The 17,039-nt window shown below is 56.7% G+C and carries 12 protein-coding genes; 8 read left to right on the top strand and 4 right to left on the bottom strand.

From position 1 onward, the window contains the following. Positions 1-9 precede the first annotated feature (9 nt). Positions 10-1,071 carry an AraC family transcriptional regulator gene (locus K8I84_RS06310; protein ID WP_223793895.1) on the bottom strand — a complete coding sequence of 354 codons (1,062 nt, stop codon included), beginning with the start codon at positions 1,069-1,071 and terminating at the stop codon, positions 10-12. A gap of 230 nt (positions 1,072-1,301) precedes the next feature. Here K8I84_RS06310 and K8I84_RS06305 point away from each other — a divergent pair, with 230 nt between their 5' ends. After that, on the top strand, positions 1,302-1,832 hold the full coding sequence (locus K8I84_RS06305) for a 2,4'-dihydroxyacetophenone dioxygenase family protein (protein ID WP_223793894.1): 531 nt from the start codon (positions 1,302-1,304) through the stop codon (positions 1,830-1,832). A 162-nt stretch (positions 1,833-1,994) separates the two neighbouring features. After that, on the top strand, positions 1,995-3,293 hold the full coding sequence (locus tag K8I84_RS06300) for a hypothetical protein (protein WP_223793893.1): 1,299 nt from the start codon (positions 1,995-1,997) through the stop codon (positions 3,291-3,293). A gap of 219 nt (positions 3,294-3,512) precedes the next feature. Here the strand turns inward: K8I84_RS06300 and K8I84_RS06295 are convergent, their stop codons facing one another. Then, entirely contained in the window at positions 3,513-4,595 is a 1,083-nt protein-coding gene (locus tag K8I84_RS06295; protein WP_223793892.1) for a zinc-binding dehydrogenase, read from the bottom strand. 405 nt (positions 4,596-5,000) lie between these two features. On the opposite strand from K8I84_RS06295, the gene K8I84_RS06290 reads away from it, so the two are divergent. The 3 genes from K8I84_RS06290 to K8I84_RS06280 are packed head-to-tail and all read left to right on the top strand — an operon-like array spanning position 5,001 to position 8,760. Then, the gene (locus K8I84_RS06290) at positions 5,001-6,008 is read left to right on the top strand and encodes an alpha/beta hydrolase (RefSeq protein ID WP_223793891.1); all 1,008 of its coding nucleotides are present in this window, start codon (positions 5,001-5,003) and stop codon (positions 6,006-6,008) included. Beyond that, positions 6,005-7,399, top strand: a complete 1,395-nt coding sequence (locus K8I84_RS06285; RefSeq protein WP_223793890.1) for a wax ester/triacylglycerol synthase family O-acyltransferase — start codon at positions 6,005-6,007, stop codon at positions 7,397-7,399. Before K8I84_RS06290 ends, K8I84_RS06285 begins: the two co-directional genes overlap by 4 nt. Then, positions 7,396-8,760, top strand: a complete 1,365-nt coding sequence (locus K8I84_RS06280; protein WP_223793889.1) for a wax ester/triacylglycerol synthase family O-acyltransferase — start codon at positions 7,396-7,398, stop codon at positions 8,758-8,760. The genes K8I84_RS06285 and K8I84_RS06280 overlap by 4 nt, the downstream gene beginning before the upstream one ends. A gap of 297 nt (positions 8,761-9,057) precedes the next feature. Here K8I84_RS06280 and K8I84_RS06275 read toward each other — a convergent pair whose 3' ends face one another. Further along, positions 9,058-10,869 carry a DUF3604 domain-containing protein gene (locus tag K8I84_RS06275; protein WP_223793888.1) on the bottom strand — a complete coding sequence of 604 codons (1,812 nt, stop codon included), beginning with the start codon at positions 10,867-10,869 and terminating at the stop codon, positions 9,058-9,060. 853 nt (positions 10,870-11,722) lie between these two features. On the opposite strand from K8I84_RS06275, the gene K8I84_RS06270 reads away from it, so the two are divergent. The 3 genes from K8I84_RS06270 to K8I84_RS06260 all read left to right on the top strand — a co-directional run bounded on the left by K8I84_RS06270 (position 11,723) and on the right by K8I84_RS06260 (position 15,423). After that, on the top strand, positions 11,723-13,669 hold the full coding sequence (locus K8I84_RS06270) for a DUF3604 domain-containing protein (RefSeq protein WP_223793887.1): 1,947 nt from the start codon (positions 11,723-11,725) through the stop codon (positions 13,667-13,669). 275 nt (positions 13,670-13,944) lie between these two features. Then, positions 13,945-14,547 (top strand): outer membrane beta-barrel protein, encoded by a 603-nt coding sequence (locus tag K8I84_RS06265; RefSeq protein WP_223793886.1) that lies wholly within the window; start codon positions 13,945-13,947, stop codon positions 14,545-14,547. Between the two features lie 453 nt (positions 14,548-15,000). Next, on the top strand, positions 15,001-15,423 hold the full coding sequence (locus K8I84_RS06260; RefSeq protein WP_223793885.1) for a fibronectin type III domain-containing protein: 423 nt from the start codon (positions 15,001-15,003) through the stop codon (positions 15,421-15,423). A gap of 132 nt (positions 15,424-15,555) precedes the next feature. On the opposite strand, the gene K8I84_RS06255 is transcribed toward K8I84_RS06260, so the two are convergent. After that, the gene (locus K8I84_RS06255; RefSeq protein ID WP_223793884.1) at positions 15,556-17,031 is read right to left on the bottom strand and encodes an amidase; all 1,476 of its coding nucleotides are present in this window, start codon (positions 17,029-17,031) and stop codon (positions 15,556-15,558) included. Between the last annotated feature and the right edge of the window lie 8 nt (positions 17,032-17,039).

The raw sequence follows: 17,039 nt of genomic DNA, 5'->3' as shown, positions 1-17,039 counted from the left end.
TGACCGTGATTACTTCAGCCAGCTGGGGGGGTGGGTCCGTCTGGCCGACAGCCTGGTGGTTGAGCGGATACCCCGTTCTTTTCGCCAATGGCGCGGACTGACGCCATACCAGCGTTGGAATGCCCTGGAAAACGCTGCCAGATCCGAATAACCGAGAATGCCGGCGAGCTGTGTGAGACTGATGCTGGATTCGTGGAGATAGCGCTGGGCCATGCTCTGACGAGTCTCGTCCAGCAGCTTCTGGAAGGAAGTTCTCTCCTCGCTGAGGTAACGCTGCAAGGTGCGGGAGCTGAGCATCATGTAGCTCGAAATTTGGCTAATGTTGGCGCGCCCGCTGGGCAAAAAGTTCTTGACCAGATACCGGACATACTCGGGCAGTTCCCTGGGTGACAGGTCATCCATTTCCTCCAGGTGCTCACGCATCAGCGCGTGCAATGCCGGGTCCGAATCACTCAGTGGCGTATCCAGGAGCTTGGCGTCAAATACCCAGCTGTTGCTAACGCTGTTGAATTGAGGCGCCACGCCAAGGATCCGTTTGTAGTGATCCGGGGTGTCGCCCGGGCCGCTGCGCAGGTGCACACCCGTGGGATTCCATTTTGCGCCCAGAAGCATGGTCAGTAGCGCCTTGCCGATCCCGACGGCCAGTTCTGCGGCGTGCCGGCCAGGGATTCCCTCCCTCAGAGCGGGCTCATAGCTCAAAATGGCTGCATGGCCCTCCACGGCGGTCGACAGCCTCCCGCTGCTCTCATGAAGATGAAAGTAATTCGTGAGCTCGTGGATTGAATCGCCAACGGTCTCGGCGTTTTTGAACAGGTAAAGCAAGCGGCCAAACACATCGGTGCCCTGGAAAATTCCGTACTTCAGGGCAAACAGCGGGTATTTGGATTCGCCGGCGCAATTGGCCAGCAGGGTGGCAAACCGGGAGTAGGAAATGAAACTTTCCGGGTAATCCAGCAGGTCCATGGGCAAGCCTGCTTGGTGCAGCATGCGTTGATGGTCAAGGCCGTATTTCTCGCAGTACTCGTCGAATCGGGCAAGCGACGAAGCTCTGACAAGCTCAGATGTAGTCATGATCTGTTTTCATTGTTTGTTGTAACTGTTATTGGGCGCTAAACCTAGCGGGTTTCGAGAGGCATGGTCAAGAGCCCGGACGCAACAGGGCATCCTCACATCAGTATTGTTCGTATGGCGCGAAAACACAAAACAAAGGCGCCTTAAGGCAGGTTAGGCGTGTCGGATGGACTGAAGATTAGGGATGGTCCCGAGGACCTGTTCCAAAACAATCTACAAGAGAGGTTCACATGACTACGCCAAACCAGGTGTTTGAACACCATGAACTCCTTTACATCAATTCCAACAACCAGCCCGTGTACAAAGATGCCATGCCTGGCGTGCCTGGAATCGATGTCCAGCCCCTGTTCCTGGATCCGCATAATGGGGTCTGGGTGCTGAAAGTGTGGTTCCATCCCGGCGTTATTCTGCCGCGCCATTTCCACACCGGCGCTGTTCACATGTTCACCATCTCCGGGCACTGGGAGTATGTCGAGTACCCCAACGATCCGCAGACGGATGGCTGTTACCTTTACGAGCCAGGCGGTTCCATCCACCAGTTCATGACGCCAGAAACCAACACCAAGCCCACCGAGACCCTGATGGTGGTTCATGGTGCCAACATCAACTTCGATGATAATGGCAACTACGTTGGTATTCTCGATGCCAGCGAGATCATGGTCATGCTGGATAACCTCATCAAAGAGCGTGGCCTCGAGCCGGCCAATTACATCACGCCTCCCCAGCCGGACCACAACGCCAGAGTCCGTAATCTGAAGTAATCCCTTTCACCGGGGTAGCCTGATCACCGAATTGACAGGTTACCCCCCCGGATGGGCACTCGCTCGGGTTAAACGTGGGAAATTTTCTGAGCAAGACTCCGCGGACAGTATCAATCTGAATAAGCGAGACCCGATCTTCTTGAAGTAAGCAGGGAGTGCATCATGAGCACATATTACAGTCAGATTGCGTTCGTCTGTGAGGATGCGAACGCTCTGAGAGCCTGGTATTCGAGGCTGTTCGGTTTTCTGCCCTCCGGGCGAACCATATACGCTGGTAAGCTGTCGACCCGGGTGATGGGCATCGAGGACGTGAATACCCGGTGTTACTGGTCGCTGGACGGTAATGAGTCGAAGTTCCAGCTGGAGTTCTTCGATTTCCGGTCACCGCAGAGGCTGCCCCGGCCAGAACCCGGGAAAGCTGCGATGCCGGGCTACAACCGGCTTGGTATTTTCACATGGCAGTTCCAGGCCTGTCTTGATGCGCTGTCTGACGATGGCAGATTAGAGCGAATTGACGGAGAGAACGGCCAGAGAATTGCCTACTGTACAGATCCCGAGGGGAATTCGCTGGAGGTCTACGAGCGTGATCCGCTTCCCGAAGCAGAGTGGACCTGTCGGGCCAGACGCTCCGTGGTTCGGCTCATTCGCCTCAACACGCATGGCGCTGACAGTGTGCTGCGTTCCTGGGAAGATGCGTTGGGGCTGGAGCCGCGTACGATGCCTAAATGGCTCACCGATCGGCAATCGCTTGGGCTCGACGGGCTGTCATTCCCGAGTTACCTGCAGGGCGGTGGGCTTGTGATGGAAATCTGCGAGACCCGTGAGGCGTTTCCCGGTGGTGAGCGTCCGCCCCTGTATCAGCACGGCCTGATGAACTTCGCCATCAACACTGCCTCCCGAGCTGAGTGGGACGGCGTGTTCAACAAAGCCCTTCAGTCCGGATTCCGTGCCAACGGAAAAGCGCTGGAGGCGGGTATTTTCAAAGTGATGTACGTCAATGACCCGATGGGCAACAGCATTGAGTTGCTTTACCCGCGGACGTTCGCCTACCCGTTAACTGGGTTTCTGCCCAGTGAAGCGGTGGCCGAAGAGAGCATCAGTGTCGGGGCGGATGTCCCCGCTGTCTGGAAAGCGCTTGCCGAAGTGTTGCCAAAAGGATTGCTGGTGGGCAGCGAGAATGGCGTCGAAGAGGCGTCCGAAAGCGCCCACGTTGTTGCCAGGGAATCCGGGCATTACCTGCACTACCGGCTCCGGCGTCCCTTCGCGCCCGGTTACTCCGCTGTGATTCGTCTGGACTCTCAGGGCGAGACCGTTCGAGTCAGCTGGCAGGCTGTCCTCTCAGCCCCTGTTCCTCTCATTCGCGCGTTGGTTGCGCTGGCAATCCGGTGTTCTGTCCGGGCAAAGCTTGGTCGCGTCAAAAAGATCGCCGAATCGGCTCAGACCAGCTCGATTGCCCTCTGACGCACAGTAAAACCGGTTCTCTCCATTCAGCTTTCGGGTGGGGAGGTCCGGCCTCTCATGTCGCGAGTTTTGATATCGAAAAAAGCCACCGGGGCGGTGGCTGAAAAGGGCAATGAACCAAAAGGAAGACGATCAGTGTAGGGGGTAAGCTGCCGTCCCTTTTTGCATTTTACGACTGCAGCTTGTCTTTCTCTGTCGGGCCAGGGTTCTCAGCGGAGATTATTCCGACGGTTTCACCAGAATCTTGACGTCCTTTTCCGGTTTGCTCAGCCTTTCGAACGCAGAACCTATGTCGTCCAGGCTGACCGTGTCGGAGATGAGAGGGCTGGCCTCGAGCTCGCCGTTGGCAAGATGGTGCAGGGTGGCGCCGAATTCCTCGGGGGTGTAGAAACTGACAAAGCGAATATCCAGTTCTTTCATGATCGGAAAAGCCGGGACAATGCTGTCTTTTTCCATGCACAGGCCGACCACCACAATGCGCGCTCCAAAGGGCGCACCCGCGAAGACGTTCTGAATCAGGCCTGGTACCCCAACACATTCAAAAATCAGGGAGGGCTTGAGGTCGTCACCTCCGAGTAACGGCGAAGACGGACCAGCTTCTTCAGCATTGGCGGTTTGAGCTGCTTCTTTCCAGCTTTCGTAGGGTGAGTGATCGGCTGGGTTGACCACAATGTCAGCACCCATTCTGATCGCCAGATCACGCCGGGCCTTGGAGAAATCGGAGGCGACGATGGGGCCGATGTTCATCATCTTGAGGACCGCAATCACGGCCAGACCGATAGGCCCACAACCGATGACCAGTGGTACGTGGTTGCGGTTGGGCTCGGCCCGGTTGACCGCGTGCAAGGCCACGGCCATGGGTTCGGTCAGTGATGCCGTCTCCGCATCGAGGCCGTTGGGTACTTTCATTGAAAGCCGGCCATCCACGAGTAATTGCTGAGAAAACCCGCCCGGAACCTCCGGCGTGCCGAATCCAACCAACTTCATACCTTCTTCCCGCATCAGGAAGGGGAGGGATACGACCTTGTCGCCTTCCTTGAACGGAGAGTCCGGCATGCGGCTTTCCAGGACCTCACCGACAAACTCATGCCCCATCAAGATCGGTTGATCGGGATCGAGGATGGAGCTACCGACCACCTGTCGGGAGCTCTCGACCAGTTCGTGGGAGTGGTGCAGGCAGTGAAGGTCCGAGCCGCAGATTCCGCAGACAAGGGATTTAATCAACAGCTCGTTTTCCCGGGGCTTCGGGGTGGGCAAGTCGGCAACCGTAAGGGTGTTTTCTTCGACAATGGCACTTCGCATTGGTGAACTCCGTGTTGTGGTTGTTTTGCTGGGATTTTGGGGGGGGCAGCATGGCCCCCCCAGGGTTGATCGTTGTCTTTAAGCAAGTTCTCCGGTTTCCCGGAACCATTCATCGGATCGTTTCATGCCTTCGGCGAGCCTTATTTAGGGTCCGAAGCCAAGAGGCATTCTGGTTTTTGTCCTTTCCGGCCGGTTGAACGGTGCATGTTGGCTCCCCACTTAATTGTGCTTTTCGCATCATGGCCGGAGTGCTTTTTTCTCAATTAACTTTATGCGCCAATTTGTTGTTTCTGGGCGCCACTACTTCATGGCGCTAAAAAACAAGTCTGTGACGGAAAGTGACAAGGTCACGGGAGATGACTGGCGCATAGTGATAGTCGGTCCTCAACCAATGGATTGGTGTCTATGAACTCGATCCCGTATTCGACCCGGTTTTCCGTTTCCACTCTTGATTTGTCCCTCCGGACACGCTGTCGGCTGTTTGCTATGCGCTGGCTGATAAGGCCCCTGATGGCGTTTCTGTTGCGGGGTAAACGTCGCCGTGTTACGTGGGCTCAGGTCAGAACAGCTGGACGTTGGAAAAACAATGCACAGAGGGAGCGGTTTGCCTTTGGCTACTACGAGAGCGACGGTCGGGTGGCAGCGGGGCACAGGTTCGGTGACCCTTTCTCGGAATCGGGTCACCCGGTGATTCTGTGGCTGCACGGAGGGGCGTTTGTCCTGCCGGCTATGCCCGACGCTCATTTCACCTTTGTCGAGCGCCTGTGTGATGGATTGTCGGCCAGTGCGTTCCTGCCGGACTATCGGCTGGCGCCAGCCCATCCCTATCCCGCAGGCCTGGATGATTGCGAGGCAGCCTACCGCCTGCTGCTGGATTCTGGCGTCCCGCCCGCGTCGATCGTGCTGGGCGGCGAATCTGCAGGCGGCAATCTTTTAGTGGCGTTGCTCCATCGAATCCGGCGGAGCGGTCTGCCGATGCCCGGGTGTGCGGTCACACTGTCGCCCGCGCTGGATCTTGCGCGCCTGCACGGTGCCCCATCCCGCTCAGACAATGCCAGCGGTGACGCGATGTTGCCCCTCGTTTCCCTGTCCCATGCTGTGGATTGGTACCTACAGGGTACCGATGCCAACGATCCGGAAGTATCCCCGCTCTTCGGAGTATTTAACGACTTTCCGCCGACTCTGATTGTCGCCAGTGACGCGGAAATCCTGCGGGACGATAGCTTGCACTTCGCCCACCGGCTTGGAGTTGCGGGTGTGACGACAGAGCTGGCGCTGTGGCCGGATCTCCCTCATGCCTTTCCTTTGCTGGAAGATTGGTTACCCGAGGCGTCTGTCGCGCGCGAGCAAATTGGGGTTTTCATTCAGGAACAACTTGACGACAAGAACGGATACCGAGAGAGAGCACGATGACAAACCACACAAAAATGACTCCAACGGATGCAGCGTTTGTGCAGCTGGAAAACCCGAATGCACCGATGCATGTTGCGGGCCTGATGATTTTCGAATTGCCACCGAAAGCGTCCCCGGATTTTGTTAGCAAGCTGGTAGCGGACTGGAAAAAAGAGACCCGAATTGAGTCTCCCTGGAACCAGAAACTGGTGTCGCCGTCCCGGTGGCAGCTGGCTCCCAGGTTGAAAACCTGCCACGACCCGGACCTCGAGTACCATGTGCGTCATCTGTTTCTTCCCAAGCCCGGAGGGCAGCGGGAACTAGGGCAGCTGGTGGCCAGGTTGCACAGCCAGCCGATGGACCTTCGCAAGCTGCTCTGGGAATGCGTGATCATTGAAGGACTGGCAGATAACAAGTTCGCGATTTACATGAAGTTTCACCATGCCATTGTAGATGGGATCAGCGCCAATATCCTTTTGATGAATGGTCTGTCCGATGCCATGAACGATAAAACGACCGCGCCATTCTGGATCCATCCTGCGCCTGAAAAACCGTTCCAGATGGGGCCTTTCTGCGTGCCGACAACGCAGGCCATGTTGCGGACGGCGCGCAATGTATTTCGATTGTTCAGCCGGGACGAGAGTCTCACAACGTTTCGTTCAGCACCCTGGACACCTCTGAATGGGCCGATCGGTGCCCAACGTCGATTTGCGACCCAGAGCTTCGAAATGCATCGCATGAAGGCGGTCGCGAAAACCGCCGGGGTGAGTCTGAATGATGTCGTGTTATGTCTTGTCGGCGGTACCCTGCGTCAGTACCTGCAAGGCATCACGGCTCTGCCGGGAAGCAGCCTGACGGCTGCAATCCCGATGTCTCTCCGGGAAAAGGGCGATCAGAGCTTCGGAAATTCGGTTGGCATGATCTATAGCATTCTCGGGACCAACATTGCCGACCCACTGGTACGGTTGCAGAAAATTCACGACTCGACGGACGTCGCCAAACAGCAGGTACTGGGCCTGCCCCAAGAAATGCGGACCCCTTATTCGCTGGTCAGCATGTTGCCCTCTGTTATCCGGATGGTGGCCGGTGTTTCAGGCAATACATCTCCCATGTTCAATGCGGTTGTGTCCAATGTGCCGGGGGGCACGAAAGAGAAATACCTCAGGGGCGCGCGATTGGTGAACTGCTATCCCGCCAACATCGTGTTCCCCGGTATGGCGGTGAGTTTCACCTTCTACAGCCATGCGGGAACGCTGAATCTGGGCATCACAGCCTGTAGGGACACAGTGCCGCGCATGCAGAAACTGGCCACGGACATGCAGGAAGCCTTGCGTGAACTGGAACAGCGGCTCGGGTTATCCGATCCGGGGAAGCCTGCTGAGGATGGCAATAATATTCCGGAGGCTGTATGACGCTGAGAAAAATGCCATTGATTGATGCGGCTTCCCTGCAGCTGGAAGGCAAGAACATGCCAATGCACGTGGCTGCGCTGTTGACGTTTTCCTACCCGCCCTCGCTGGATGACTCGGGTCGAAAGACCTTTGTGAACGACATCGTGCAGCGGTGGCGCGCAGAAACACGGATTGTGTATCCGTGGAATCAGCTGCTGACACGACCCACTCGCCGGCAGCTCAGGCCCGAAACCCGAGAGATCTATGATGTTGATCTTGAGTACCACCTCCGGCAGTGGTCTCTGCCTCTGCCTGGTGACGAAAAACAGCTAGGGCAGGTGATTGCCTGGATTCATGAGCACGCGATGGATCTGGATAAGCCTCTTTGGGAGTGCCATTTTATCGAGGGTCTGGCCAATGGACGGTTTGCGCTTTACGTGAAGATTCACCATGCCCTTGTCGACGGAATCAGCGGGACGCGACTGGTTATCGGAAGTCTGCCCACGGAGCTGGAGACTCTCAGCACACCGCTTTGGGCCTGCTCGCCGGAATCGACGGGATCCGCAACTCCAGTCGATCAAGCGCCGTCCGACAACGCACTTCCGTCCTTTCAGGATTTGAAGGCCGCGTTCAAGGCATCGTTTAAACTCCGGCGCAAAGACGATGATCTGGTGACGTTCCGGTCTACGCCCGATACGGTGTTGAATGGCCCGATCGGGCCGCATCGCAGGGTTGCCACCCAGCACGTTGAACTGGAAAGACTGAAAAGAATCGCCAGAGCGTCGGAGGCGACGATCAATGACGTTGTCATGACGATGGTTGGAGGCGCTCTGAGGGATTACCTGGTGGAGGCCAATGCCTTGCCCGAAGAGTCGTTGACGGCCGCTGTGCCGGTTTCAACCCGCAAACCGGGAGACACCACTATCGGTAACCAGGTCAGCCTGATTTTTGGCAGCCTGGGCACGAACATCGCGGATCCGGCCCTGCGGCTGGAGTATGTCAAACGCTCGACGCGGGCGGCCAAGGCACAGCTTCAGGGACTGCCCCCTGGAGCCCTTACTCCCTATTCGCTGTTCTCGACCGGGCCGTTTCTTTCCTCGCTGATACTGGGTGGCAGTGGCTCGGGCAAGCAGCTGTTCAACACCACCGTGTCCAATGTGCCCGGGCAAAGGGAGTCAAGGTACCTCGACGGTGCCAAGCTGCAGCATGTCTATCCTGTAAGTCTGATTATGCCTGGCATTCCGCTGAACTTTACCTGCACCAGTCAGGGTGATTTTCTGAATTTCGGATTAGTGGCCTGCAGGGATCGCGTACCTCATGTTCAAAAGCTTGCCGTCGGACTGAAAGGTGCCCTTGAGGAGCTGGAGGGATACATCGAATAAAAGTACGGCCGCATTTCCCGATGCGGCCGTGCTGATATCCGTAGCTGTTCATCGCAAACATGCCAGTTCGCCTATACAGCGAACTCTGCTAACGTTTTTCGTGACCCTGTGGATCGTGCTAACCGAGCATGTTTTGTGTTCCTTGTCGTTTCCACTCTCCCCGAAGAATGGGGCGTGGATTGACTCTCAACGGGGATTGGTCTCCGGGCAGATGCCCGGCGACGTTCAGATACGACCCGGGCCTAGCGCGCCTGCGAAGTAATGGGAAAGCTTCAGGCTTCCCTGAGACTGGGCACCTTAGCCTTGGGGCGTGTACCAGATCGGCGACGTGTAAGCCCGCTCCTGCTGTGTTTTACGCTTACCTTCAGGGATTTCCACACCGAAAAAGGCACTGTCGTATGTCAACCAGCTTGGTGTCGGAATTTCCAGAACACGGACGTAATAGAAGGCTCGTTGAGAGGCATCAAAATCCGGATCTTTCCAGAAGGCTTGGAGAAACGGATCTCCAATCGAGTTGCTATATTCAGCCTTTTCAACGTCTACCGTGTTACCGACAGGAGGCAGTTTGCCATCCGCTCCCGGCTGTCGATCGTCAGACCAGGCGACATCGTACACTTTTTCCTTTGGCTCTCCGTCTGCTGTTGTCCATCCCTTGATGATTTGAACTCGATCGAGATTGGCTCCATCAGGGTCACGTAGGGCCCGAACCAACAATGTTGGCGCACCACTATCAGGGGCGGCGGTAAGGTCGCCCCCCATAGGCACACCGTTATCATACCCATAGGCCGCAAAATTCGAGCGCTGAAGGTCGCTCTCCTCAAAGTCCCAGCCAGCAAAAACTCTTACCCGCATCCGCGTGCCAGTGGTTGCAAATGTCTCTTTGCGTTTCATGGCATCCCAAATTGCTTCGCGGGTGTTTTCGCGGGCCCAGACAGCCGCGATTCCGGCAGCCAGACCATCACCCACAATCTGATCATCAGAAGGGTCATCTGGAGTAAAGCGGCCGGTAATCTGTTCTTCAAAACGGATTGGATCAGCGGTGGGCTCGACAAGCGTTACCTTGCCAAAGAAGTTATTTTCCTGAGCGGTGGAAAGGCCCGTGTGCGAGTCGGTTGAGCCCACAACACCCATCTTGAATGGATTCACACCTAACTCAGCCTCATAGGCCATGCCGCGCTTCCAGGCAGAGCGCGCGTATTCACGAGGCAGCATGTCTTCTGTTTTCGGTTCTTCCCCAAAACTTCCCTTGTCCCAGGTGTAGTAGTCCGCGAACTCGTCATTGGGCGAAAGCATCGGGTGCGCCTCACCATCGCCCTTGATCTGTGTGACCTCGTAGATCGGCTCCCACCTCTGACGGCGCTCGGCATAGTCAGCCGTCAGGGGCTCCCCGGATAACGTGACGTCATCAAACATGAGCCCGTTGGACAGATTGCCGTTGTGCGGGATTGCCAACAAGCGGCCACCGGTCTTCTCTTCGTAGTCTGCCATCCACTGCCAGAGGTCTTCGGGGTCGTCGCTATCATAGGTTGAGAAAGGCACAATCTGGTCGGCCAGTTCCTTGCCGTCCCGGAAGATCACATTCCGGTGTAGGTTGTTGCCGTTCGGGCCGGACGTCCATTCGTAGCCGATGAACGCGGTAAAGCTACCCGGCTCGTTGTGGCGTTCGGCCGCTTTGGTAATACGCTTCCACATGGTTTCGTCGAGACCGCTGCCTTTCATCGGGTCAGAGCCGCCGGCGGTGTTCACGGCCCCAAACCACTGGACATACGTTTCATTGCGCGCATCGATTGTCTTGGGCGCGTAGGTTTCCGCCAGAGTTCGCCCCCACTCATTGGAGTCGAGGATCGGATTCTCTTCTTCGAGTGCAATGGCGATCCCGAGATTTTCAGAATGATCAGCGACAACGAGGAAGTCGAGCGGTCGCTGTAGCCGGGCAGGAATGCCCTGGGACGAAATAACCTCCTCCCCTTTGGCGAAACGATAGGCGTCATCGGGCGTGGTGGTTGCCATCGCAAGCCCAGCATCGGCCGAAAAAGCCGTGTGAAGATGGGTATCGCCGAAGAAAACCTGGTTAGGGAAGTCCTCTCGCAGGTACGGGGAATACTCCACGTCCCCCGACCCCATTGAGTGCGGAGAAGGCAGTTCCTGGGCGAACCCCAAGGAACCTGTAAGCAGGGCTGCACCGAATGACGTTGAAACGAGTAGACCGGGTGATACTTTATGGCGGCGCTTTACATGAGATGGCATGGGTCTCTCCTCCGTGAGGGGATCCAGTCAGTGGTTAAGAGGTTAATGCCGTTAGCTGAAGATTAGTCGGCACGCAACGAAAGTCCAAAGAGACTCGATGCGAAGGCTGCTTGGCAGAGTCCATGCCCTTGAATGTCCATTTTGCGCGGCCAAAATATAACGACAATCTCCTGTCTTCGATTCTCCACGAGAAATGGGTCGCGGATTGACTCTCCCCGGGGGGCTCCGGGCAGATCCCGGGTGCCGTTCAGATACGACCTGGTCCTCTCGTAACGGCTGCGTGTCTTTGATCTGAGGTGTCAGCCGCAGTGCAAAGATGACGTCATTGACGCAGGTCAAAACTGGTGTAACCCGTCGACTCTTTGAATCATCGTGTCATGGAAGAGACTGATCGCTAACCGCTCAGTTTCTGTCGTAAAAAGGGGATGGCCAGGCTGTTGCGTCACAGAACGGCATGTGGAGACCTACCTTGTGAACGTAATCGCCTCATCTATGCTGAATTTGTCTGTCTTCGACATGCCACCTCTGATCCGCGAAGTTCGCCTTCCGCAGGTGGCTGTTGGAAAATGCACTGAGTGATCTGACACGAGTGTTGTAGCTCGATTCCCGCCGGGATGATTTCGTGCTTCGTTGAGATGCTTTGAGGGCGGTGCTCGCTCCCCGTCGGGCGAACTGTCTCCCTCCCGACCATCTTCAAAAACGGAGGACAACCGTGATGAAACGGCCTCTTCTTTACCCGTTAGGCCTCTGTGCTTTGCTGCTTGCGGCGCTTGTGGCCAACCCCGATTCTGCCTGGGCCCAGTTCAAACCTTCCAAGGAGTCGCTGTCGGATAAATATCCGGGCAGGGCCTATTCGCCCTATGCCCAGCGCAGTTTCCCCAGTCACGTCTACTGGGGCGATACCCACCTTCACACCGGTTTGTCCATGGACGCAGGCCTGTTTGGTGCGCGCCTGGGTCTTGATGATGCCTACCGCTTTGCCCGGGGCGACGAGGTTACCTCCTCCAGTGGTCAGCCGGTACGGCTGGCAAGGCCCCTCGACTGGTTGGTGATTGCGGATCACTCTGACGGTATGGGGTTTTTTAATGACCTGGCCGCCGGCAAGCCTGACTTGATCAAATTCGATCAGGGCAAGCGCTGGTATGAGGGCTTGCAGGAAGGTGGCGAGGCCTCGGCCGATGCCGCACTGGATCTCATTACTACTTTCTCCCAGGGCAAGATCAATCCCGACATGATGGCCGAGTATTCGCCCGGCGGAAAAACCTATCGGTCCATCTGGCAGAAAGTGGTTGATGCGGCGGAGCAGTTCAACGACCCCGGCCGGTTCACCACGATCATCGGTTTCGAGTGGACGTCCCTGGACGCGGGCAACAACCTTCACCGCAACGTCTTGTTCCGGGATGGCGCTGATAAAGCGGGGCAGGTCGTCCCCTTCACCACCCAGGCACCGATTGGTTCGACCGACCCGCTGGATCTTTACGCCTGGCTGGAAAACTACGAAGAAAAGACTGGCGGCTCCGTCCTGGCTCTGGCTCATAACGGCAACCTGTCCAATGGCATCATGTTTCCGGTGGAAGAGCAGTTTACCGGCAAGAATATTGATCAAGAATACACGCGCCTGAGAGCCAAGTGGGAGCCAATGTATGAGGTGACCCAAATCAAGGGTGACGGCGAGGCGCATCCGTTGCTCTCACCGGACGATGAATTCGCCGATTATGAAACCTGGGACGTGGGCAACCTGGATTTGTCGGAAGCCAAAACCGACGACATGCTGCAGTACGAATACGCCCGGGAAGCTCTGAAAAATGGTCTCAAGCTGGAAGAGGAGTATGGCACCAACCCCTACAAGTTCGGGATGGTTGGTTCCACCGACAGTCACACAGCACTTGCCACGGCAGAAGAAGAGAACTTCTTTGGTAAAGCGACAAATGTTGAGCCAGGTCCGGACCGAATGAAGCATCCTTTCGCCGAAAGTAAGAATGGCACCTATGAAGGGCATGCCTTGGTGGCGTCCGGTTACGCCGGCGTTTGGGCGACCGAGAATACCCGGGCGGCCATCTTTGATGCGATGGAGCGCAAGGAAGTCTATGGAACCACTGGTCCCCGTATGATGGTGCGTTTTTTTGGTGGCTGGGACTACACAGACGAGGACCTGAACAGCCGGCAGCCCGCTTTCCGGGGCTATGAAAAAGGCGTGCCCATGGGAGGCGATCTGCCTGCTGCATCCGGCGATTCCGCACCCACATTTATGGTCTACGCGCTTCGTGATCCGATCGGCGCAAATCTCGATCGCATCCAGATCGTAAAGGTTTGGATCGACAGTAACGGAGACACCCACGAGAAGGTCTATAACGTTGCCTGGTCGGATGACCGTGAGCCCGATGCCAATGGAGCGCTGCCTCCGGTAGGCAATACGGTAGATCTCGAAAACGCCAACTGGACCAACACCATTGGTGCCTCGGAACTGGCGACCGTGTGGACTGACCCCGATTTCGATAGCGGGCAGGCCGCGTTCTACTACGCCCGTGTGCTGGAGATTCCGACACCCCGCTGGGTAGTCTACGATGCCCTGCGGTTTGGTGTGGATATTCCGGAGGGTGCTGAAACCTCCGGGCAGGAAAGGGCTTACACGTCGCCCATATGGTATTCACCTCAAGAGTAAAGAACATGCTTCGTCAACCGGATACCCCCTCGGTGTCTGGTTGACGTTAAGTCGTTTTTCCCGCTTTTCCTCCCTTCTAGCCAACAAACCTCCCTGCGACATCTTCTTCATTTAATCCGGACCAGTCAGGCCAAGTTTGTAAAAAATACGCAAAAGCTGAATGTCGGGGATGAGCCGCTTGCCGAAAGCTTTTATGATTTTCCGGCGAGCCCTCCCTCGGCACGGACCCTGGAAGCGCGCGATTCTCGAATTCTTTCCCATATAAGGAAGTAGTAATGAAATGGAATAGGACCGTAATACTGTTCTCACTGGCGCTGGCGGCACAGGGTCAGGCATACGGTGCTCAGCCTGGCAGGGGGTACCTTGGCTTCTCTCTAGGGCAGGCGACCGTCGAGGATTTTTGTGGTGGAGGTGAAGCCACCTGTGATGATGAGGCGGTCTCCTTCCGGGCGTATGGCGGTACAGAGTTGACCGATGTCATTGGCCTTGAGCTGGGCTATCGGTATCTGGATGAAGTCGAAGCGTCTGGTGTGATCGATGGCATTGCACTCGCTGTGGGCGTGCAGGGGCATCTTATCGATACGTCACTCAGGATCGGCGTTCCTCAGTCGGGACCGTTCAAACTGTTCACCAGGGCAGGGCTCGTGCTGTGGCAATTGGACTACGATGTGTTTGCCACTGACGGGCTGGATTCGTTTTCAGCCACTGACGACGACAGCGGCTTCGCTCTGCGTGGCGGGCTTGGTGTGAGCTATGACGTGTCGCAGTCGCTTCGTATCCGGGCTGATTGGGACCTGTACCTGGACGTCGGGGACGAAGACGAGTTTGGTGAGAGCGATATCAACGTCTTCAGCGTTGGGCCGGAATTCCGCTTCTAAGGTCTGAATTCTCATAAGGTTGAGGGGCTCCACTGGAGTCTCCTTCCTTTCCTTCCTTCAGCATCCCGACCAGGTGTCCGGAATGCCTCCCTTTACACAGCGCGCTCGCTTCTTTCGAAAAAACGGTCTGACGTTCGACCGCCCGCATCCGTGTCTGCTCGATCTACCGTGTAAATAAGTTGGCGCTTATCTGCGAAAGCGGCGTCAACGATTCCTTTCCGAGCCTTTAACGCCCGATTGAACGATTTTTGTTCGGGGATTTCCCTTACGTAGTACTGCGTAGGTGGGGGTTTGCTGCTCAAAAAATGCCCGCTTTGTCCGATATTTGCCCAGTTTTGTATCTAATGTTGACGTAAAAATGACAAAATAAAACAGTCGACCGCGCCAATAGTTCGTTTACCATCGCTCTCGTTTTGAACAATTTCACATTTCGACGAGTGATTGGTGGATTATATGATGAAGCGCGTCAAGAAAATGGCTTTGGTTGGATTTGCAGCGGTTACCCTGGGTGCAGGCCTTGCTGGCTGTAACGGTGGTACATCTGGATCTGCTTCCAGCGGCGGATCTGACGGCGCTTACACAGGTGGACCGGTTGCTGCGAACACTGCTGTACTGAGCTGGAGTGCGCCTTTGACCCGTGTTAATGGTGAGAGCATCGCCATGGGAGAGCTCAATAAGTACGTGATCCGCTATGGCCAGGACGAAGACGCGATGAGTCAGCAAGTTGTTGTCACAGGCGCGCAGTCCGAAGCGGAAATGTCTTACGTGATTGAGAATCTGGACGAGGGCACCTGGTACTTCACCATTCAGGTAGAAGACGTTAACGGACTGATGAGTGCTCCTTCAGATACTGTGAGCAAGACCGTTAATTCTTGATTTGATCAAATACGCCGTCTCTTACTGAGTGATGGCGCTGAAAAAAGCCCCGGCCTTTCTGAGTCCGGGGCTTTTTTGTGCAATGCAGGCGGTGCCTTCGTGACAGGGCGGCGAAATAGTGATGCCCGCTCGCTAGCGCTCCGCTGGCGGGCTGAATCCCGCCAGACCCTCTTGCTCCAGCAACTGGCCAAATCGAAGGGTGGTCAAATCCTTTCCGGGTGCGCCGATCACCTGAACATTGAAGGGTAGCCCCTCCCGTGTTCGTCCTACGGGCACGGAGGTTGCCGGTAGGCCCAGGAGTGTGGCGAGTGCAATCCAGCACATCTGATCCATATAAGAGCGTTCCTGCCCATCTACTTTGATCCGCCGCTTGAACAGGGGCTGGCTATGGTCGTGCGCTATGGCCGCTGTCGGGGTTACCGGGGTTAACAGAACATCGAATTCATCAAACAGCGCTTCAATCTGGTGGCGCATTTTCTCCCGGGTTTCATTCCACACCGCCCACTGATGAACCGGCTGGGTTGCTCCACGACCATATTCGCCAATGCCGTGGGTTACCGGGCCTAGATACTTGAGCCAGGGAGCCAGGTGGCCGAGCCACTTCATCTGGCGGCGCTGGGCCGGTTTGAACGATGGTGACATCAGGCTACCCAGTAAATTGAAGTAGGTGGGCGTGATGTGTTCGAGCTTCAGGAGCGGGTGTTGGGCCTTGGCAACCAGTGCACCCCGACGTTCGAGTTCGCTGGCAAGGTGCTGGTATCCGCTTTTCAACTCCGTGTCGATGGGGCACAGCGGGTCCTCAAACCAGTGGGCGACTCGTGCCTCACTAAGGTTGGACAGGCTGGTCGGCTCCAGGTCGAGGCGCCAGCTCCGGCCATCGCTTGCTCTTGGCCCGGCCACGACTCTCAGAAGCAGTTCCAGGTCCTGGCTGCAACGCGCCATAGGGCCGCCTTCGGCCAGGTCCGGTCGTGTCTGGCTGCCGGGAGGTCCGGGAATGTGCCCCCGCATGGAAACAATGTCCCGGGTGGGTTTGTGGCCGAACACGCCGCAAAAATGGGCTGGTGTGCGAATTGAGCCGCCCACATCGCTGCCTACCTCCAGTGGTGTCAGTCCGCTGGCGAGTGCGGCGGCACCGCCGCCTGAGGAGCCTCCGGGCGTCCGGTCCGGGTTGTAGGGGTTGCGGGTGAATCCATACACCTTGTTGTAGGTCTGAAGGTCTGAGGCAAACAGCGGTACGTTGGTTTTGCCAAGGATGATCGCGCCCGCATCCTGAAGTCGCTGGGCGACATCCGCATTTTGATGTGGCGTGTACTCCCTGAGCGCGGGGGCCCCAGCCGTTGTGATCAGGCCCGCGACCTCCCAGGTGTCTTTCAGGGTCAGTGGCAGACCGTGCAACGGGCCCAGGGGCTCGCCAGCGGCTCGCTTCCGGTCGGCTTCCGCTGCTTCCTTCAGGGCTCGTTCGGTGTCCAGATGCACCACAGCATTAATGGCTGGATTGCGTTGCTGGATTCGGTCCAGAAACAGGCGAGTGAGGCGTTCGCTGGTGAGTTCCCCGGACTGCAGTTTGTCCAGCAGTCGGTGGGCGGGAAGGTAGTGTATGTCGTCCATGGATCGTG

It is taken from the genome of Marinobacter sp. F4216 (genome assembly GCF_019931195.1).
Lineage (GTDB): Bacteria > Pseudomonadota > Gammaproteobacteria > Pseudomonadales > Oleiphilaceae > Marinobacter > Marinobacter suaedae.
The sequence above is the reverse complement of the archived record's forward strand: the minus strand, read 5'-3'. Positions and strand labels throughout refer to the sequence as shown.